Annotated in this window: 19 protein-coding genes; 2 read left to right on the forward strand and 17 right to left on the reverse strand. The window is 42.5% G+C overall.

From position 1 onward, the window contains the following. Nucleotides 1-5 precede the first annotated feature (5 nt). The 4 genes from N8A89_RS09510 to N8A89_RS09525 all read right to left on the reverse strand — a co-directional run bounded on the left by N8A89_RS09510 (nucleotide 6) and on the right by N8A89_RS09525 (nucleotide 4,428). On the reverse strand, nucleotides 6-704 hold the full coding sequence (locus N8A89_RS09510; RefSeq protein WP_281542051.1) for a hypothetical protein: 699 nt from the start codon (nucleotides 702-704) through the stop codon (nucleotides 6-8). Nucleotides 705-840: 136 nt separating this feature from the next. Beyond that, complete coding sequence (locus tag N8A89_RS09515) at nucleotides 841-1,215, reverse strand: hypothetical protein (RefSeq protein ID WP_289644229.1); 375 nt, start codon at nucleotides 1,213-1,215, stop codon at nucleotides 841-843. Between the two features lie 122 nt (nucleotides 1,216-1,337). Beyond that, nucleotides 1,338-2,150 carry an SDR family oxidoreductase gene (locus tag N8A89_RS09520; protein ID WP_281542053.1) on the reverse strand — a complete coding sequence of 271 codons (813 nt, stop codon included), beginning with the start codon at nucleotides 2,148-2,150 and terminating at the stop codon, nucleotides 1,338-1,340. Next, nucleotides 2,143-4,428: a M20/M25/M40 family metallo-hydrolase gene (locus N8A89_RS09525; protein ID WP_281542054.1), complete on the reverse strand. Its 2,286-nt coding sequence runs from the start codon at nucleotides 4,426-4,428 to the stop codon at nucleotides 2,143-2,145. Before N8A89_RS09525 ends, N8A89_RS09520 begins: the two co-directional genes overlap by 8 nt. Before the next feature lie 120 nt (nucleotides 4,429-4,548). Here N8A89_RS09525 and N8A89_RS09530 point away from each other — a divergent pair, with 120 nt between their 5' ends. Continuing rightward, on the forward strand, nucleotides 4,549-5,013 hold the full coding sequence (locus N8A89_RS09530; protein ID WP_281542055.1) for a CBS domain-containing protein: 465 nt from the start codon (nucleotides 4,549-4,551) through the stop codon (nucleotides 5,011-5,013). 149 nt (nucleotides 5,014-5,162) lie between these two features. On the opposite strand, the gene N8A89_RS09535 is transcribed toward N8A89_RS09530, so the two are convergent. The 13 genes from N8A89_RS09535 to N8A89_RS09595 all read right to left on the reverse strand — a co-directional run bounded on the left by N8A89_RS09535 (nucleotide 5,163) and on the right by N8A89_RS09595 (nucleotide 17,670). Then, nucleotides 5,163-5,513 (reverse strand): hypothetical protein, encoded by a 351-nt coding sequence (locus N8A89_RS09535; protein ID WP_281542056.1) that lies wholly within the window; start codon nucleotides 5,511-5,513, stop codon nucleotides 5,163-5,165. Further along, complete coding sequence (locus tag N8A89_RS09540) at nucleotides 5,514-6,005, reverse strand: DUF6265 family protein (RefSeq protein WP_281542057.1); 492 nt, start codon at nucleotides 6,003-6,005, stop codon at nucleotides 5,514-5,516. A gap of 98 nt (nucleotides 6,006-6,103) precedes the next feature. After that, complete coding sequence (locus N8A89_RS09545; RefSeq protein WP_281542058.1) at nucleotides 6,104-6,676, reverse strand: pentapeptide repeat-containing protein; 573 nt, start codon at nucleotides 6,674-6,676, stop codon at nucleotides 6,104-6,106. 26 nt (nucleotides 6,677-6,702) lie between these two features. Beyond that, a complete protein-coding gene (locus N8A89_RS09550; protein WP_289644230.1) occupies nucleotides 6,703-9,852 on the reverse strand; it encodes a VPS10 domain-containing protein in 3,150 nt (1,049 codons plus the stop codon). A 111-nt stretch (nucleotides 9,853-9,963) separates the two neighbouring features. Next, entirely contained in the window at nucleotides 9,964-11,514 is a 1,551-nt protein-coding gene (locus N8A89_RS09555; RefSeq protein ID WP_281542060.1) for a M20/M25/M40 family metallo-hydrolase, read from the reverse strand. Between the two features lie 73 nt (nucleotides 11,515-11,587). Next, nucleotides 11,588-12,028 (reverse strand): SRPBCC family protein, encoded by a 441-nt coding sequence (locus N8A89_RS09560; RefSeq protein ID WP_281542061.1) that lies wholly within the window; start codon nucleotides 12,026-12,028, stop codon nucleotides 11,588-11,590. Nucleotides 12,029-12,035: 7 nt separating this feature from the next. Further along, complete coding sequence (locus N8A89_RS09565; RefSeq protein ID WP_281542062.1) at nucleotides 12,036-13,331, reverse strand: Zn-dependent hydrolase; 1,296 nt, start codon at nucleotides 13,329-13,331, stop codon at nucleotides 12,036-12,038. Nucleotides 13,332-13,336: 5 nt separating this feature from the next. Beyond that, on the reverse strand, nucleotides 13,337-14,302 hold the full coding sequence (locus N8A89_RS09570) for an NAD(P)-dependent oxidoreductase (protein ID WP_281542063.1): 966 nt from the start codon (nucleotides 14,300-14,302) through the stop codon (nucleotides 13,337-13,339). Then, nucleotides 14,303-14,791 carry a VOC family protein gene (locus tag N8A89_RS09575; protein WP_281542064.1) on the reverse strand — a complete coding sequence of 163 codons (489 nt, stop codon included), beginning with the start codon at nucleotides 14,789-14,791 and terminating at the stop codon, nucleotides 14,303-14,305. Between the two features lie 3 nt (nucleotides 14,792-14,794). Continuing rightward, nucleotides 14,795-15,958 (reverse strand): mandelate racemase/muconate lactonizing enzyme family protein, encoded by a 1,164-nt coding sequence (locus N8A89_RS09580; protein ID WP_281542065.1) that lies wholly within the window; start codon nucleotides 15,956-15,958, stop codon nucleotides 14,795-14,797. Beyond that, nucleotides 15,959-16,843 (reverse strand): sugar phosphate isomerase/epimerase family protein, encoded by an 885-nt coding sequence (locus N8A89_RS09585; RefSeq protein WP_281542066.1) that lies wholly within the window; start codon nucleotides 16,841-16,843, stop codon nucleotides 15,959-15,961. A 95-nt stretch (nucleotides 16,844-16,938) separates the two neighbouring features. Then, the gene (locus N8A89_RS09590; protein WP_281542067.1) at nucleotides 16,939-17,364 is read right to left on the reverse strand and encodes a (4Fe-4S)-binding protein; all 426 of its coding nucleotides are present in this window, start codon (nucleotides 17,362-17,364) and stop codon (nucleotides 16,939-16,941) included. A 6-nt stretch (nucleotides 17,365-17,370) separates the two neighbouring features. Then, nucleotides 17,371-17,670 carry a GNAT family N-acetyltransferase gene (locus N8A89_RS09595; RefSeq protein ID WP_281542068.1) on the reverse strand — a complete coding sequence of 100 codons (300 nt, stop codon included), beginning with the start codon at nucleotides 17,668-17,670 and terminating at the stop codon, nucleotides 17,371-17,373. 272 nt (nucleotides 17,671-17,942) lie between these two features. Between N8A89_RS09595 and N8A89_RS09600 the strand changes: the two genes are divergently transcribed. Next, the gene (locus N8A89_RS09600) at nucleotides 17,943-18,275 is read left to right on the forward strand and encodes a single-stranded DNA-binding protein (RefSeq protein ID WP_281542069.1); all 333 of its coding nucleotides are present in this window, start codon (nucleotides 17,943-17,945) and stop codon (nucleotides 18,273-18,275) included. Nucleotides 18,276-18,332 lie beyond the last annotated feature (57 nt).

Below are 18,332 nucleotides of genomic sequence, written 5' to 3' on the forward strand. Positions count from 1 at the left end.
GCATACTATTGCTTTGGTTCGGCAGGTGCCTCTTTTCTAGACTCCAGTGCCTGCTTGCTTAAACTTGCCAAATTAAAGTTGGGGTCCATTTTTAAGGCTTCATCTATAATAGCAATCGCTGCGTCAATATTTGTTTTGTCCATATTGAACTGTACTAATCCTTTGAGGTGCATAAAAGCTGCTTTCAACGAAACTTCATAGGGTTGTTGGCGTTCGTAAAATGCATATTTCATTTCATCGGTGGCATTGGCTATACCGTACTCAATGTGGGTCAATGCTCCGGCGTTGTCCCCGGTCTGAATCTTTAAATCCGCCAATTCGTAGGCTAAATAGGCATTGGGTTCCCTCGTATTTAAAACCTCAAATTGCTCCAAAGCTCTTTTTGGCTGGTTTAAAGCCTTTAGGGAAATTGCCTTTACCTGTACGGCAAGATCGGAATCGGTAGCCAATTTTTCAATACCAATGGTATTTAAGGCTTGTAGATGCTGATTGTCGTTGGCATAGATATATGCCAAGGTGTCCATTCTTTCTTTGGATGGGGATAACACATTAAGATGGGTGAGTGCGTTTATGACGCCATCGATATCACCCTGTAGGCGCATCTGATTGTAGAAAGCTTCATAGTGCTTTTGTAATTCGGTAGTGGTCTGCGCAGTTCCATAAAAACAGGTACATACGAAAAGCGCAAAAATTAATTTTTTCATCGTTTAGTTATTTTTTGGTGCGCTAAACTATTAAAATATTCCATATAACCCTGTTAAGGAAAGCCTTAAATCCTTTAAAAAGGAAAAGACGCCCGAGAGCGTCTTTTCAAAAAAGGGTAATTTTTATTGCAATATGCTAGGCGAGGGAGTATTTACTCTCCTGAGGCGTAAAGCTGTTTAAAAGCTGCGCATAGAACCCAATGCTCCTATCGTCTTTTTCAATACAGGACCTTAAGAATTTCTTTAAATTGTGGAACAATAAATTGGTATGTAGCGTTGGCAAATACGTGTTTACTTCTTTTGGGTTGTAAACTTTATCGTCCATAACAATATCCATCTCAATTCGATGTCTGTGATAATCAATACTTACCTCCGTGGCATTGTAATACTTTTTAAGTAGAGCGATATGTAATTGCTCATATTTTTTTGATCTCTGCGCGTTTTTACAACTTAGGGAGATAAGATTTTCTAATTCCATCAAAATCCTCTCCCTCAACTTAGACTTTTTCATAACTTTTTGATTTTAATGATTACTTAAAGGTATGTATTTCATCGATAAGTACTTAAAAATCAGTAGTATATTAACAGTGGGAGAGCTGTTTTTGTTGTGAAAATAGCAGAAGTTGTGGTCAATTAAGAGCGAATAGGGGTGAAAAGAACTTTATTTTTAATAAGAAATAACTTACAAGTATCAATTTTTTTGTCGGATTCACCTTCATCATCTTTATACTGCGGAGGTGCCAAGCCTCTCTTTTTAGCTTCTTCTGTATAATAATCCTTCTTTAGAGGATGATCAGGAAATACCCCATTTATTATCTGGTTCCATTGCTCACCTTTTATGATGGTGCTAATTAAATTGATGCAGTCATTCAAATGAATTAGGTTTACCGGTGCATTGCCACCTTTTACATTTTTCTTTCCGGACAACATGGTTACCGGGTGTCTATCGGGACCGATAAGACCTCCAAAACGAATAATAGTACATTGTAGATTTTCATCTTCTTTGAATAAACGTTCGCAGTCAAGAAGTTGCTTTCCGGATTCCGTCACAGGTTTCGGTGTTGTTTCCTCGTTTACTTCACCTTTAATATCACCATACACTGAGGTGCTACTTACAAAAATCACTTTTTCGATAGGGGATTGTTTAGTCGCCTTATGAAGTAACCCCATCTTTTTCACATAACTTTCCTTTGGTCCTTTACCACGGAAACCGGGCGGAACATTGATAATAAGTACATGTAGATTTTTCAAAAAATCGGAAATAGGCCCTCGTATGTTTTCCTCTGAAAGTGATACCTGATAGGGAACAATCCCCGCGTTTCTTAAGATTTCGAGTTTGTTTTTGGAAGTTGTAGTACCCTTTACGGAGTAACCTTGACCCACCAAATTTTTTGCTAAGGGAAGGCCTAACCATCCACAGCCTAGGACCCCTACTGATTTAGTCAAAGCTCAGTTTTTGAATGGTGAGAATCGCATCATTTAGAACAAAGGGCATCGGGATGTTATCCTTTGGGCGTTTGGGAACCGAAAATAAGGGATTATCCAGTAAATCGTTGGATGCCTCATATACAACGAGCTCTAAAGAGGAATCCTTAGGCACTTCCAAAAGGAGTTCAGTAAATTCGTTATCACTGATATAATGAGTAATTAATTTTCCTCCTCTTCTATTTTTAAGGAAATAATCGGACAATTCTATACCATTAACGGTGGCCTTTTTTATAGGTGTCTCGTTACTGAATATTTCCAACCTGTTAACGTTGCGCTGTGGGGTGATACAGAGTCTTAATCTTCTGGTTTCCTTAACTACGGTATCGGTCAGGATTTCTACTTTAGGCGGGGCTATTTTCTTTAATGGAGCTTCCGCCGAATAAGTAAAACCGGAACTATATTTGCTGCTTATAGTGTTTTCGGTCAATTTTTCAGGTGTACTCCTTTCTTTCACAATGTACTGCTTGGTCCATTCCGAGGGCTCATTTTCATAAGTGGCCCATTTGGCCTCGTTGGCATCTGCATCCATAACATACAGTAGACTGGTGGGTTTGGGTGTATCTTCTCCAAAACCTGAATTTAGTTGTGCGGAAACCAAAAAACCTATAAAAAGTAAAAAACACAGTGTCGCCAATGCGCCTTTATTGCGGTAGTTCGTAATAACCGGTAGCAGTAGAAAAAAGAGCAAGGTCGCAAAAACAGTTGCGGCCACCATCATTTTTAACCCAAGGCCAACGGGAAACATTTGAATAAAGGGCGAATAAATAAAAATAGCGGGGAGTCCTAGAAAAACTAACAGGAACGGGTTTGGTTTTTTCTGATTGATAAGGATATAAAAAGCGACGAGAACCGCGTATACCGGTATTATGAAGAATGCAGCTCCTTGAAGATACTGTGCAACGGCTCCACATATAATCAACCAAATGAGTATGGGGGCAACCAACAGATTTGGATTTTTAACCACCCTGAATTTATGATACACGTAGAAGCAAACGGCGACCGAGAAAAAGGCAAAGGCAAAAATATAGGCGTGTCCGTTATAGCTAAATCCATGGAGCATATCCTTATAGGAGGGATAGACCCATTTAAGCACTTTCCAACTGTAAAACCCTACGAAACCGTTTATCGCCAAGGCAATGAAAACCGGTACGAATCCCTTAAAGACATCTTTGGCATTTAAGACATTTTTTCTGAACCCCTGAATGAGGATAATCACAAAAAGTAGACAAGCCAGACCGAACATGGGCCAAATCCATTCAAACGGATAGGTGATAATTTTGAAGAAAGGAATATTAAAATAAACGTTATCGCTGAGGCTTTTCATCGTTGATAAATCGGCCTCGCTAAAATGATTTAGTAATGGCATTAAATAGCTCCCTTGATGTGCCAGTGTATTTCGGTCTAATCTATCCGCGGTGTCCATTGCCGTATGATAATCAAAATGGTCATCTATAAAGGCTAAGTTGAAGCCCTCTATATCGGCGTCTTCCCTAAAAACGGTTAGATCCGTATCGTTGGGGAGCATCTTGTAGATACTATACGCCAGGGAGTTTGCGACGGGATACCTCGGATTGGCTTTTATGAATTCTTGAATAAGATTGGCGTTGCCCCTATTGGTCTCCATGAGCATATAGGATGCACCGCCACTTCCTCTCGCTTCAAAATTGAGGACCAAACCTACATCCTTTGACCAAGGATGTTCCTTAACAAAAAGGTCTGCCCCGTTAAGTCCCAACTCTTCCGCATCCGTAATCAGGATAATAATATCATTTTTTGGCTGCTTCCCGTTAGCTAAAAAAGCCCTTAGACCTTCAAGTATGGTGGCAACGCCGCTTCCCGCGTCGCTCGCACCGAAAGAAGAGTGGGGACTGCTATCATAATGGGATAATAACAATAAAGCTTTTCCGTTTTCCTTCCCTTCAATACGGGCCAAAATATTGGTGGCCTTGCTTAAATTGGCCCAGTCCCCTGCGGTATAGCCTTCCTGTACGCTAGTTGTGAGCCCCAATTTTTCCAGCTCAGCTATAATATACGATCGCACTTTCGAATGTCCTGGAAAGCCGACGCCATGGGGTTCTTTAGAGATGTTCTTAACGTGGGCCATGGCCCTATCTGTGGCAAATGAAGTTTCAGGGGCACTTATATCCGGATTGTATTGGGGCATTAAAGCCTTGAAACTCCAATAAATTGCCAGAACAAGAAGTAGCAGGGTGAGTACGGTGGTCGTTTTTTTCATTGGTTCAGGTTCTGGCCTAAAATTAGGAAATATTAAGGGCTATTCCCCGTACATCGGGTTTTTTTAAGATATCCAGTATTTTTTTCTATCTTTAGTAATTAACCTCCAAAATAAATAGTTATGGGAATCAAAAGTTTTCAGGGCATACGAAAGGCGATAAAGAAGGAATTTAAAGCTCCAATATTGGTTTCCGATTACATGACGACCAAATTGATAACTTTTAGTCCGGAACAGTCTATTTTAGAAGTGATGGAGAAGTTTGCTAAACATCACATTTCCGGAGGACCCGTCTTGGATAGTAATGGGTTTTTGGTAGGAATAATTTCGGAAGCGGATTGTATGAAGCAAATTTCCGAAAGTCGTTATTTTAACCAACCTATACTGGATAAAAGTGTGGAGAAGTTTATGACAAAAAATGTGGAGACCATTCCTCATGACATTTCAATTTTCGATGCGGCCGGTATTTTTGCTCAGCACAATAGAAGACGATTACCCGTAATGAAAAACGATATTCTTGTTGGCCAAATAAGTCGTAAGGATATTGTAGTGGCTGCCTTAAAATTAAGTGGGCATAATTGGAAATAGGTTTTTAGTCCCAGAAGGGGCTATTCATAGTAATAAAAGATAATGCTTCCCAAAGGGGGAGCATTTTTTGTTTGTTGAACTAGAGCTCACACTATAATTCTTAGGGATTTTATTCGAAAGAAGTTTTTAATTATGGGGTCAAGAGGATGTTATTCCCGCTTCACTATCATGTAGTAATCATTATCCAAGGGCAAATAGCCTAAATCGTACACGAAATAATAGGTCGTCCCTTTTTTGGTGGTGTACAGGTTGGTAATAAAATCAAAATCAAAACCCTTGTCCAATAACCTGGTCCTGGTAGTCCTAGTTTTTCCTTGGGTAAGTTTAAAACTGTCCAAGATGCGGTAATTTTTGCGCAAGCGATTATTAATGTTGCGCATCAGGTTCTTACTGTCTTTATTTACCTTATTGTTGTAAGCATTTCTGCAATAATCATTACAGAATTTTTTATCTACTCTGCCTATAATTTCAGTCCCGCACTCCAAGCATTTTTTCTTCATTTATTGCCTTTTGTAGTTGAACTTAATTTCCTCTGCCGAACCATCGTTTTGATGGATCAGGCCGTAAATATTGATTTCGTTAGGCCCAACCTTCTCAAAAGTGAAGCCATCAAAATAGAGTCGGTCTTCGGCCACTTTTATCAACCTAAAACGCTGCACTTCATCTTTCTCCTCCCAACCTTTCAGGTCCTTGTCAAAATGTTTCAGTTCAAAAACCAAGGTGTTATCCACTTCCCGAATATGACCTATTTCATAAAAATTGATTTCTCCCTTGGCAATCAGTCTAAAAACGAACATCATTACCCCTGCAGCTGGCGGACTCCATATTTCCTCGGTAACTCCCCCAAAGGCTTCGCCTTTCCAATGACCCGTCATCCATTCCATCTGAGAAATTGAAGCATCGGCGGAAACGGTATCCTCCAAAAAGGTCATCGTGTTTTGGCCTTGTAGTCCGAAACCTATGAGTAATACGATCAAAAGCAGATTTTTCATAATCATTTGTTTACAACAAGTTACAAATTATCCGTTTACAAACGGTTAGTACTAGTTTGGCCTATTTAATTAATTTTTAATCAAACAGGTTGACTCAGTCAATCCAAAATTTTAAGCTCATACTTTCTTAATAAATTTGGTAATGCTTTTGAGGTAAAGATTGCCTCTTTTAACCGATTTTTCTCCGGGTCTATATTAAAATTTTGAGCAGAGGAAAAATCTACGCCCTCCAAAATACTGTTATGGAAAATGGCCCGCTCCAAATCGCATTTTTCAAATTTGGCGTTCCTTAAATCGGTTTCCGTAAAATCGACCTCAATGAGTTTACAATTGAAAAAATGTTCCTTCTTTAGGGAAAGTCCAACGAAGGAACTAAAATTTAACATGCACTGCTTAAAGGCGAAATCCATCAAAAAATCATTGGATTCCTCAAATTTTAACCCCATCATTTTGCAATGGTCAAACAGCACATCGTTGAACTGGTTATGGGCAATATTGGTATTACTTAGATTGCACTCTAGAAACTTACATTCCATAAAGTTTTGGTTGTCCAGATAGCCATTGGAAAAATCGCAGTTCTCAAAAGTGCAGTTTTCATACTCACCTTTGGGCAACCGCTCCTTTACAAAATTTGCCCCTTCAAACAATTGATCGGATATGAAGCCCGGCATACGCTAAATTTTACTTTAAAAATGAGTTATTCCTTCGTCATGATTATTGCCGGTATTCCCAATTCATCGTACAAGTCATTGAATGCTTTCATTTCCGTATTGATGATTGCATCATGCTCTTTTTTGAAAGTACTCCATTGTCCCAAAAGATCTTGCAGGCGCTGTTTTGCACCTTCGGTTACCTTGGGCTCCGCTACATCTACATATCCTCTTAAATTCAATAATTGCGCATTAAGCCTGTTGGTAAAATTAATGACATCCTGAAAAGTTTTTTGTTTGGGTTGTATTAAGTTTTCTTCCCATTTCGTAATTCTTTTTACCAAAGAATCTCCTTTTTCCAGTAAAGCTTCGGCTTGCTCGTTATCCTTCAGTAAATCGGAATATTGTTTTAACTGAGCTTTAGCGGAGCGCATGGCGTTTACGGAAGTATGTATTTCTGTTACCGCATTTTCAATCTTGTTCAATACTTCTTGCTGTTCTTCATAATCCGCCATAGTTCCTTTAACTTTTGGATTAGGTAAAATCGTGACCATGGTCTCCGAACTATTATCCTCCATGGTTAGCCTTAGTGTGTAGGTGCCCGGTGCAATATTGGAACCTTGGTCGCCCCCCAATACAAAAACCTTGTCGACCGTTGGAAGGTTATCCTTCCTAAAATCCCACGTAAATCGGTTATAACCCTTCTTGGAAGGAAGCACTTGAGCTTTGGACGGGCCACCTGGCCAAGTCTTAAAGTCCTTTGGCTTTTGGTTGGTGATGGTCCGGATTATGTTCCCGTTTTGTAACACCTCTAATTTGAGCTCTGTGCTGTCCAGTTTTTGTTCTAAATAATAGTCGAACGTGACCCCACTGGGTGGGTTGGAGCCCAATCCGGGAATCGGTTTTTCACTAGAGCCTCCAAAGAACAGATAAGTATCCTTGGGCTTGAATAAAGTTACTTTACTCTTTGGGGTCATTATATTCTGAATCGTTGCGATATCATCCAAAATCCAAAATGCACGTCCTGCCGTTGCGGCGACCAAATCGTTGTCTTGGATGGTTAAGTCATTTATCGGCACAACCGGAAGATTAAGTTGAAACGGTTGCCAGTTTTGTCCATCGTCCAATGAGATGAACAATCCGGTTTCCGTACCGGCATAGAGCAATCCTTTTTGCTTTCTATCCTCCCGTACCACCCTTGTAAAGGTATGGTCTCCTGTAATTCCATTGGTGATTTTGGTCCATGTGGCACCATAATCGGTCGTTTTAAAAATATAGGAGTTCAGGTCCATGGATTTATAGCGCATGACGACAACGTATGCGGTTGCGGGATTATGGGGAGAGACCTCGATACTATTAATAATCCCATCCTGGATTCCCGTAGGGGTGACGTTAGACCAGTTTTGGCCTCCATCTTTTGTGATGTGTAGCAAACCATCATCCGTACCCGCCCATAGAACACCTTCCTCGTGCTGCGATTCTACCAAATAGGTTATGGTATTGTAGTTTTCACCACCGGCAGCTTCGTTGGTATAGGGCCCACCACCCGGACCATGTTTCTCTTCTTCGTTTCGCGTTAAATCCGGACTTACGGTAGTCCAGCTATATCCTTCATCCGTGGACTTAAAAACCACGTTCCCGGCATGATAAATGGTTTTTCGGTTATGGGGCGATGTAATAATAGGTGCGTTCCAATTGTAGCGATATTTCGAATCCTTAGGCGCTACGCTCAAGCCCAGTTCCGGATATTGTTTTATGGGTTTAGACTCCTTGGTCTTGGCGTCCCACTTATCAATATTTCCCTGATAGGTGCCGCCATAAATAAGCTCTGGATTGTCGGGGTCAAAAGCTAAAAACGCGCTCTCCCCACCAGCTACGGGGTACCAATCCTTCCAATCTATTCCTTGGTCGTTGGTACGGGATGCAATGGCAACGGTGGAGTTGTCCTGTTGCCCTCCATAGACGTTGTAGGGAACAAGATTATCGGTAATAACACGGTAAAATTGTGCCGTATTTTGATTTTCCTGAGTGCTCCAGCTCTTCCCTTCATTATTGGAAACATTGGAGCCCCCGTCATTGGAATTGATCATCACCTGATTGTTATCAGGGTGAATCCATAAATGATGGTTGTCACCATGTGGTGTAGGTAATGGGGTAAAGGATTTTCCCCCATCGATAGATTTAGTCACAGGTGCATTTAGCACGTAAACGATATTCTCATCCTGGGTATCCGCCAAAATCTCCATGTAGTACCAAGACCGTGCGATGTTAATGCGGTCCTTGTTCACTTGCGTCCATTTTTTTCCTGCATCATCGGAACGGTAAACGCCTCCTTTTTCACCCTCGGCCTCGATGACCGCAAAAACGCGTTCCGGGTTGGCTCTTGAGACTGAAATACCGGCTTTTCCAAATTCCTTGGGCAGGTCTTCTTTTAACCGCTTCCAAGTAGTTCCGCCGTCGACTGACTTATAAATACCTGAATTTTTCCCTCCAGATTCCATAATCCACGGATAGCGCCTGTGCTCCCACATGGCCGCATAAAGAATTAACGGGTTTTTCATGTCCATGGATAAATCGGATGCCCCGGTGGTATTATCTATGAACAAAACATTCTCCCAAGTAGTCCCACCATCAAGAGATCGGTAGATACCGCGTTGAGCACTTGGTCCGTATTGGGCACCCTGTGCAGCGACGAAAAGGATATCGGGGTTGGTGGGATGAATGACCACATCAGAGATATGGCGCGTTTCATCAAGACCTATATGGGACCATGTTTTACCGGCATCGGTAGATTTGTAAACACCGTCACCCATGGAGGTCATCACTCCGCGAGCGGCATGTTCGCCCATACCGGCAACGACGATGTTTGGATTGCTCTCCGAAACCGCAATGGAACCCACCGTACCAGTTTTTAGAAAGCCGTCTGAAATATTTTTCCAACTGATGCCATCGTCGGTAGTTTTCCAAATGCCACCACCTACAGTTCCCATATAATAAGTCATGGGCTGCCCAACTACACCCGAGGAAGCGACACTTCGCCCGCCTCTAAACGGACCAATATTGCGCCATTTCAACCCTTGAAATAAGGAATCCTCAATTTTTACTAAAGGGGCGGGGTTTTTGGTTTTTCTACGTTGTGAGACTGTGGCGAAAGGAATTAGTAAAGCAAAAAGAAGTAGTAAGCGTATGGTTTTCATGAATTGGTCTATTTGTGGTTCGCAATTATCTTAAATTTATTGATTTGTTTGGGCGAAACTGAGAACAGTTTGGTAATTACCAATCTCGCCCTACCATGTTTGACAGTGTTCCTAATCTTGCCCTCCTTTTCTTTCTGGGCTTCTTGTTTCTGGCCATGTCAACGGTTCTCCGGTCCAGCGGCTTTTGCCAATTAGCGTAGCTTTTTCCCTGGATGTTTTTTCAGGGTCTTCACAAGCCATATAGGTAAGAATCGCGGTTAAGATGGCATTGTTCCGCACGTCGTCGAACACAATTTTATCATAGGTATCTAAATTGGTATGCCACGTATAGTTCCAGTAACTCCAACTCAACGAACTCAGTGAAAATGCTGGTGCTCCTGCCGCCACAAAAGATGCGTAATCAGAACCGCCACCCCCAGGGGTGCCGGGAAAGTTAGTTTCAATGTGTTTTGTAATATCCTCGGGAACCGCTTCCAACCAGCGACCTAAATAATCGTAGGCATGCAAGAACCCTTGTCCGGATAAATTGACTACGCGTCCGGTTCCATTATCCTGATTGAACAAAGCTTGGAGCCCTTCAACAATTTTTGGGTTGTCCTCTACAAAAGCCCTAGATCCATTAAGTCCCTGCTCCTCGCTTCCCCAATGTCCAATGAGAATGGTGCGCTTTGGATTGGGATATACCTTTTTAAGTATCCTGGCAGCCTCCAACATGGTAATGGTTCCCGTCCCATTATCTGTTGCTCCTGTTGCCCCGTCCCACGAGTCAAAATGTGCGGAGAGAATTACATATTCATCCGGGAACTCCGTCCCCGGAATCGTCGCAATCGTATTGAACGTTGGTACCTCTCCTAAATCCTTTGACTCCGCAACTATTTTTATTTTTGGATTAGCGCCCTTTTCCACCATACGGTACAGCATGCCATAATCTTCTAAGGATATATCTACCACTGGAATTTTTTCGGTGCCGGCACTGAATATTTTGTTGGCACCAAAACCCTCGGACCATCGGGACTGTGCAATTCCTGCTGCTCCCGCTTTTTCTAAAGCTTCGTTAATATTACGACTGGTATAGCCTGTGTTGTTAAGGTTTTCGCGCCATTTCTTTTCAAGTCCCTCCCGCTCGCTTTTCATTTTCTCAAAAGATTCGGGGGTGGCAAATTCCTCCCAATTATAGTCGGGTCGCCCTGTAGGCTGCAACATACTTACCATTACAATTTTATCCTTTACGTTGGGAAGCCAATTGACGAAGGCCATTGAATCGGAAACCATGGGTAGTGTGATTAATTCGGCCGTTATTCCTTTTTTGCCTGTGCTCGGATTCCATGCCAACTGGGTCGCATGTAATGAAGTTATTCTGGGCGAGACCATGTCTACATGGGTAATTCCCCGTTCCCAACCCCGCCAAGTTCCCCATTGCTGATTCTCCGCAGAAATGCCCCATTTTTTATAGGTATTTACGGCCCAATTATGCGCCGTTTTCATTTGTGGTGTGCCTACCAATCTTGGGCCATTCACATCCATGAGTTCATAGGCGAGTTGTTCCAACTGGGAGTTTTCATTGGCCTCTTTTTCTATAGCGGCCACAATATCCTCTGTAGTTTGTGTAAATCCAACGGTAATAAATAACAAGCAAGCGAAGGCGAGTATTCCTTTTTTCATTTTTATATATTCTTCGGTTATTAAAGTAACTAATATACTGATTAAAGCGGGGAAGTTTGTTATTTTACAGCCATTACCCATTTTGTTTGGCAAGATAGTCCGGTAGACTTTTTTGTATCAAATATTCCCATCCGGCCTGACCACTTTCCCTTTTAAATTCTGGAAGATCCGCGGGAAACGCTTCAATTACATAACTTTTAAGGGTAAGTTCCGTCACATCGCTTTTCTCCGTCAATTCAAAAGTAGAATAGCCCTCTCCTGAGTATTCTTCAAAATTCCAGCTATAGCCAATCAATTTATGGGGTATAACTTCTTTGATTTTCCAGATGTGGGTAAAATCTCTTCCCTCATTTTGAACAAGAAACCGTGTTTCGAAACTGACTTCTAGTCTAAAATCGGGAATATTTGGAAAATACCATTGTCGCATTTGTTCCAATTCTGTAATAGCTTTCCATACAGTTTTGATAGGTGCTTTTAAAAGTTGCGTAACGATTATCGGGTCTGTATTTTTCATACGGAAATTAGTTAAGATTTTTATCTAAAGACAGTATGGTGTGCAATAAGACATTGGCTCCGTTCGCCATATCTTCAGCCGATGTGAATTCTTTTGGGGAATGGCTTATGCCACTTTTGCTGGGGACAAATATCATTCCTGTGGGTGCAATCAAGGCCATGTCCTGGGCATCATGACCGGCACCACTAGGCATATATTTAAAACTCAATCCTAGTTTTTTTGAGGTTTCCGCTATTTCTTGCTGAATCAAGTCGTTCATAATGGCGGGATCTGCCGTGGTATCCAGAGGGGCGAAGGTGATTTTGACATCGGATTCCTTGGCGATAGCATTGCCCCGTTCTTTAATTGCCGAGTATACTTTTTCGATAACCTCTGAGGATAAATCCCGTATCTCTAAACTAGTGATTACTTTTCCTGGTATCACATTAGGTGCTCCAGGCGCTGCCTGAATACGACCAACTGTAGCCACTTGCGCACCCTCAAAACTATTGGCGACTTCATTTACTGCGATAATAAATCTAGAAGCGGCTAAAAGCGCATCCTTTCTAGCATTCATAGGGGTGGTGCCCGCATGGTTCGCAAAACCGTTAAATTCTACGTCCCACCATTTAAGGCCAACGATACCTTCTACGATGCCGATGTCTATATTTTCCTTTTCCAAGGTTCCGCCTTGTTCAATATGAAGTTCCAGAAAAGCTGCAATGTCTCCTTCTTTGCGGGCCACTTCGGTAATCTTGGTAGTATCCCCACCTAAGCGTATGATACCTTCGCCCATAGTGTACCCACTAGAATTTTTAATCGCTAAGGCCTCCTTTCCTAAATGTCCGGCGATGGCCCTGCTCCCCATTACGCCCCCTTCCTCGTTGGAGAAAATGATGACTTCCAAGGGATGTTTCGTAACGATATCATTCTCATTTAGGGTCTCAATGACTTCCAATGCGGCCATGGAACCTACACAGCCATCATAATTTCCACCGTTGGGGACACGGTCAATATGGGAGCCAAAAGAAATGGGGGCTGCATTTTTATCGCTTCCGAAGCGCTTGGCTATTACATTGCCCGCGTAATCTACAGTCGTGGCGAGGCCCATGCCCTTTAGTTGCGAAATCACCCATTGTTGCGCGGCCACATCGGCATCACTGAAAGCAACACGTTCGGTTTCTCCATTCTCCTGAAGTCCGAATTTTGCTAAATCCATAATTCGCTTTTCCAGTCGATTCTGATCGACTTTAACCTGGGACTGAAGTAGTAAAGAGTTTGTTGAAAATACAACTAGAAAAAGGGCGAAGGATAAAAATTTCATAAGTGTTAGTAATTTTGAGTTAGTTGGTCCCGATTGAAAATACAGTTACCGTTAGGTTGCTCACCTCTAAGGATGTTTAACGTATTCTCCACCGTCATAACACACATTTGAGTATAGGTGGTGGCCGTTAAACTCCCAACATGGGCGGTGATATAGGTGCTGGGGTGTTTTATGAGCGATTCATTTTCTTCAGGGGGTTCGGTAGCCAAGACATCGGCTGCAAAGCCTCCCAACTTCTTGTTCGATAGGGCATCGTTTAAGGCTTTTTGGTCAATTATTTTTCCCCTTGCCGTATTGATGAGCAGTGCCGTCGACTTCATTTTGGCCAGTGCCTCGGTATTGATTAAGTTTTCGGTTTCCGGGGTTAAAGGCAAATGAAGACTGATGCAATCCGATGTTCTCAAAACGGTATCCAAGGATTCGAAAGGGTAGGGGACATTCTCTTTTTGAGCACTCCAGTAAATTACGTTCATGCCCAAAGCATCGGCAATTTTAGCCACTTTTTTTCCGATGTTGCCAAGGCCTAGAATACCCAAGGTCTTTCCATGTACCTCATCGCCTACGTAAGTGCCCCGCTCTTGCCAACGACCTTCCTTAACCATGGTAATGGCATTGTACAGATTTCGTTGCAACAGTAGAAGCAAGGATATGGTGTGTTCTGCAATGGTATTGGCATTGGAGTTTGGAGCGTTCACTACTTTAATGCCTCGTTGTGATGCTTCCGTTACATCAATATTATCGAGACCGACCCCACATCTGGAAATCACTTTTAAATATGGAATTTTGGCCATTAAACTACTTCTCACCTGACCTTTGCCGCGGGTAATTATGGCATCGATCTCATGAGCATTAAGTTGGGATTGAAGCGTTTGTTCATCATAACCGGTACGGACGCTAATGTCCTTGGCATCCTCTAAAAGTTGCATGGCTTCTTCGGCAATTGTCTCTAAGAGCAGAACGGTATAGGCCATCTATTTTTTATGGTATAAGGTAGCATCCTTGGACTTGTAACCCCTAAAATCGTTTCTGCCAGAGACATAAATTCCCGGTTTAAATAGTTCGTCTTCAAAAATCTTAGGATCAATATGTGTACCCGGTTCGGAAGACAGTTCTACTAAATTTCCCGAAGGGTCACGTACGAACATTTGTATGGCCCCATCGGGCAATTGGCGCACATTCCCCCAAGGCTCAATGTCAATAACACCTAATTCTTTCATCCGGAAGAAAATCGTATTGATATCGTCCACTTGAACACAAATATGCCCACGGAAGGAATAGGCATCTTCCCACTCCGTTAAGTGTAATTGCTGTTCTTCGTTAAATTTGAAAAAGGCCGTCGGGTAATCGAATAAGAATGCAGGGATGGGTTCTAGGCCCAGTTCGTATTCGTAAAATTTACAAGCTTCCTCAAGGTTGCTTACCACAAGGGCCACATGGTTTATTTTCACTGCTCTTGCCATAATCTACTGTTTAAATTCGTTTACAAAATCCCAATTTGGGGTTAGGCCCAGGCCAGGTCTTTCCGGTTCGGAAAGCATCCCGTTGGCATCTACGGTTATTTGCTCTTCGACCAGATCATACATCATCGGATTACCGCCCAAGGAGAACTCAATAACGTTAGCGGAGGGCGAAGCAAAGGCTACCGATACCCCCGCCATGAACGAAAAGGCAGATCCCCAACAATGTGGGGCCAGTTCCAGTTGGTACGTATGTGCCAACTGCGAAACGCGCATCGCCTCTGTAATTCCACCAATTATGGCACAATCCGGTTGCACAACGTCCAAGGCCCGCTCGGCGATCATATCACGAACATCAAAAGCGGTATATTCACTTTCCCCGGCTGCTATAGGAATATGGGTACTCGCCCTAACTTCTGCAGTTCCGGTTCTATTATCCGGACTGATGGGTTCTTCGAACCAATAGAGATTGCAATTAGCCACGCCCCTACAAAATTGTTTGGCTTCCGGTACACTAAAAGTACCATGGGCATCGGTCATCAACTTGATATGGTCTGGCAAAGCTTCCCGTGCGGCCTGTACTCTCTTTACACTTTCTTGAACGGTTTCGTCCATGACCCCGACACGCATTTTTACGCCGGAAAATCCTTTTGAGGTATAGCCTAGTAATTGTTCGCCAATGGCATCCGCTTTGGCCCAACCACCACTGGCATACGCGGGCATTTTTTCCCTGCAGCTACCACCCAACAGTTCTACGATTGGCACCCCAAGCGCTTTTCCTTTTAGGTCCCAAAGAGCGGTGTCGACCCCGCTCATAGCGGATATCGTTAAACCGCGCCTTCCCAAAATAGGAAATTTGCGTCCTCTGGACAGGGAATAATGGTCGCGCGTACCGTTATAGATATGTTCCCAGATGCGCGTGATATGCCGTGCATCCTTACCCAGTAATATAGGTTTGATTTCATTCTCGATACAACTTACAATGCTTGCACAGGAACCCGAGGAACCTACCGCAGCTTTCGCTTCCCCAAAACCTTTGAGTCCGGAATCTGTTGTGATGACCACAAGCGTCATATCAAAATTGGTCAGGAGGCCATAATCCGAGAAATGCTGTTTCTCCTTTGGGATAGGACACCGGAGCCAAAAGGCCTCTACATTCGTAATCTGCATCTATAAATAAGGTTTTAAGGTGTCCATTGATTTTTGGGTCAGCATGGTGTAGAATTCTTCAGTAACTGCAGAACTACCGTGATCTTGTAGAAATTTCAATTGTTCATCACTTAACCCTACCGGTGCCTCGTCAATCGAATTCGGATAGGGATTGGCAGGGGTACGGTCCATAGGCGCACAAAACTCCACAGATAAAACTTCGTCGTAATTTATTTCTTTAAGGGTGGACATGATACGGTTCCAATCCAAATGTCCCATACCTGGTGCCATGCGATTATTGTCCGCCACATGAAAGTTAACGAGTCGGTCGCCAATATTTTTGATGGTAGTGAACATATCCTCTTCCTCAATATTCATATGAAAAGTGTCCAGGCACACCCCACAATTGGGACCTACGGCTTCTGCCAAAGCAAGTGCCTGCGCCCCACGATTGATAAAGTACGTTTCAAAACGATTAATAGGTTCAATACCTATTTTTAAACCGTTGGCTTCGGTATAGGCATATACTTCTTTGATGCCCTCCACGGCCCATTCCCATTCCTCCTCTGGGCGTGCATCAGGGATGATTTTACCGACCGTTGCGGGAACCAATGAAATGACGGAACCACCCAATTCCTTAACCATTTTGGCGAGGTCCAGAACGTATTGAACGGACATCCGGCGCTGCCCCTTATCCTTGGCCAACATATTGCGTTCTTCGAGCATCAACGTAACGGAGCCCCAGCATTGAATGCCATAGGAATCCATCTGTGCTTTTACAGCTTTGGTGTCATAACTTTCTGGAGTGCCTTGGATTTCGAGATGGGAGTAGCCCATGCCGGCAATCCGGGATAGGGTGCTTTCCAAGGATTCCGCCCGCATCCAATTGTGTATCGCTAATTTCATTAGTGGTAGGTGGTTTTATGCTTACAGTTAGTAAGATAATCGAAAAAAACGGAATTTCCTTTTGCTCTAGGACGTACAGATGAGTTTGATTGAACTCAACCTTTAAATCCCGAGGAATTGTGAGATCCGTCACAATAAGGTTTGTTATTGGATGCTCCACAACGACAAAAGGCGGTCGGGCCATCCTTTTCCTTTTCATTGCCGGATATATCCTTAATACGGAGTTTTCCCTTTACGAGCAGCGGGCCATTCTCGGACACTGTTACTTCTACCATTTTACCATCCAATCGGAATTCTTCCTCTCCGTTCATCGTATAGGTCAATGCCCCGGATGGACATTTCTTAATCTGTGCCTTCAAGTTTGCGGTACTTGCATTTTCTGGGTTAATCCAAGGTTTCTCTTCGGGTTTGTAAACTTCCGGTAAGGCTTTGATGCATTCCTTGGCGTGAATGCATTTGGCGGGTTGCCATATCACCGTCAGTTCGCCATTGGAGTATTCCTTTCTGATGTCTTTTTTCATGGGATTCTATTCAATATTAATACCCTTCATTACTAATCTTTTCCACTCCGGATGTCTTTTAAGGTAGAGGGCCACAAATGGGCATAAGGGCACCAAGGTTAATCCTTTTTCCTCTATATCTTCGAGGGCTTTTAACACTAAGGCGGAACCTATTCCTTTTCCTTTAAGGGCTTGGGGTACTTCCGTATGGGTAAGGTAAATTTTGTCTTTTGCTTTAATGTATTCAATTCTGGCGGTCACAACTTCAATATGGGCTTCATATTGTTTGGCGGAGGGATTGTCCTGAACGTCTAATGCTATACTCATGGGTGTTTTTTTAAATAAAGTTTTAAGATAAGGAAAAGAAATTTTCGAAGGGAAATAGGCCTCATATAAATTGTTTTTCAAAAATTTAATATTTTATGTACAACATAATAAATTAATATTCAATATAATAAACATTTTTAAACGACTACAAATGATTACAAACGAAAGTAAATAATTTATAACCGAATAACTTTGGAAGTCGGTTTTATGTTTGCAGTGTCAAGTCAAGGAGGCTTGATAGTATTAACTGTTTAACGATAAAACAAATTATTATGAACGCACTTAAAAACAAAGTACAGTTGATTGGAAACTTGGGTCAGGACCCAGAAATTGTAAACCTTGACGGGGGAACTAAATTGGCAAAATTTTCCATAGCTACATCGGATAGCTACAAAAACGCCAAGGGTGAAAAAGTTGAGGATACCCAGTGGCACAATGTCGTGGCCTGGGGTAAAACAGCCGAAATCGTAGAGAACTTTTTAACCAAGGGGAAACAGGTTGCCGTAGAGGGGAAATTAACACACCGATCCTACGAAACCAAAGAAGGGGAGAAGCGATATATTACCGAGGTACGATGCAATGAGCTCTTGATGCTTGGGAAATAGTTAAGTATCAAATAAAATAAAGACCCCATACTCCGAAAAGGTGTATGGGGTTTTTTT

It is taken from the genome of Maribacter aestuarii, assembly GCF_027474845.2.
GTDB classification, from domain to species: domain Bacteria; phylum Bacteroidota; class Bacteroidia; order Flavobacteriales; family Flavobacteriaceae; genus Maribacter; species Maribacter aestuarii.

What these genes read in the sequence shown, in the direction of transcription:
- N8A89_RS09510 (WP_281542051.1), bottom strand. Translation starts at nt 704, where the DNA reads ATGAAAAAATTAATTTTTGCGCTTTTCGTATGTACCTGTTTTTATGGA.
- N8A89_RS09515 (WP_289644229.1), bottom strand. Translation starts at nt 1,215, where the DNA reads ATGAAAAAGTCTAAGTTGAGGGAGAGGATTTTGATGGAATTAGAAAAT.
- N8A89_RS09525 (WP_281542054.1), bottom strand. Translation starts at nt 4,428, where the DNA reads ATGAAAAAAACGACCACCGTACTCACCCTGCTACTTCTTGTTCTGGCA.
- N8A89_RS09530 (WP_281542055.1), top strand. Translation starts at nt 4,549, where the DNA reads ATGGGAATCAAAAGTTTTCAGGGCATACGAAAGGCGATAAAGAAGGAA.
- N8A89_RS09535 (WP_281542056.1), bottom strand. Translation starts at nt 5,513, where the DNA reads ATGAAGAAAAAATGCTTGGAGTGCGGGACTGAAATTATAGGCAGAGTA.
- N8A89_RS09540 (WP_281542057.1), bottom strand. Translation starts at nt 6,005, where the DNA reads ATGAAAAATCTGCTTTTGATCGTATTACTCATAGGTTTCGGACTACAA.
- N8A89_RS09545 (WP_281542058.1), bottom strand. Translation starts at nt 6,676, where the DNA reads ATGCCGGGCTTCATATCCGATCAATTGTTTGAAGGGGCAAATTTTGTA.
- N8A89_RS09550 (WP_289644230.1), bottom strand. Translation starts at nt 9,852, where the DNA reads ATGAAAACCATACGCTTACTACTTCTTTTTGCTTTACTAATTCCTTTC.
- N8A89_RS09555 (WP_281542060.1), bottom strand. Translation starts at nt 11,514, where the DNA reads ATGAAAAAAGGAATACTCGCCTTCGCTTGCTTGTTATTTATTACCGTT.
- N8A89_RS09560 (WP_281542061.1), bottom strand. Translation starts at nt 12,028, where the DNA reads ATGAAAAATACAGACCCGATAATCGTTACGCAACTTTTAAAAGCACCT.
- N8A89_RS09565 (WP_281542062.1), bottom strand. Translation starts at nt 13,331, where the DNA reads ATGAAATTTTTATCCTTCGCCCTTTTTCTAGTTGTATTTTCAACAAAC.
- N8A89_RS09570 (WP_281542063.1), bottom strand. Translation starts at nt 14,302, where the DNA reads ATGGCCTATACCGTTCTGCTCTTAGAGACAATTGCCGAAGAAGCCATG.
- N8A89_RS09575 (WP_281542064.1), bottom strand. Translation starts at nt 14,791, where the DNA reads ATGGCAAGAGCAGTGAAAATAAACCATGTGGCCCTTGTGGTAAGCAAC.
- N8A89_RS09580 (WP_281542065.1), bottom strand. Translation starts at nt 15,958, where the DNA reads ATGCAGATTACGAATGTAGAGGCCTTTTGGCTCCGGTGTCCTATCCCA.
- N8A89_RS09585 (WP_281542066.1), bottom strand. Translation starts at nt 16,843, where the DNA reads ATGAAATTAGCGATACACAATTGGATGCGGGCGGAATCCTTGGAAAGC.
- N8A89_RS09590 (WP_281542067.1), bottom strand. Translation starts at nt 17,364, where the DNA reads ATGAAAAAAGACATCAGAAAGGAATACTCCAATGGCGAACTGACGGTG.
- N8A89_RS09595 (WP_281542068.1), bottom strand. Translation starts at nt 17,670, where the DNA reads ATGAGTATAGCATTAGACGTTCAGGACAATCCCTCCGCCAAACAATAT.
- N8A89_RS09600 (WP_281542069.1), top strand. Translation starts at nt 17,943, where the DNA reads ATGAACGCACTTAAAAACAAAGTACAGTTGATTGGAAACTTGGGTCAG.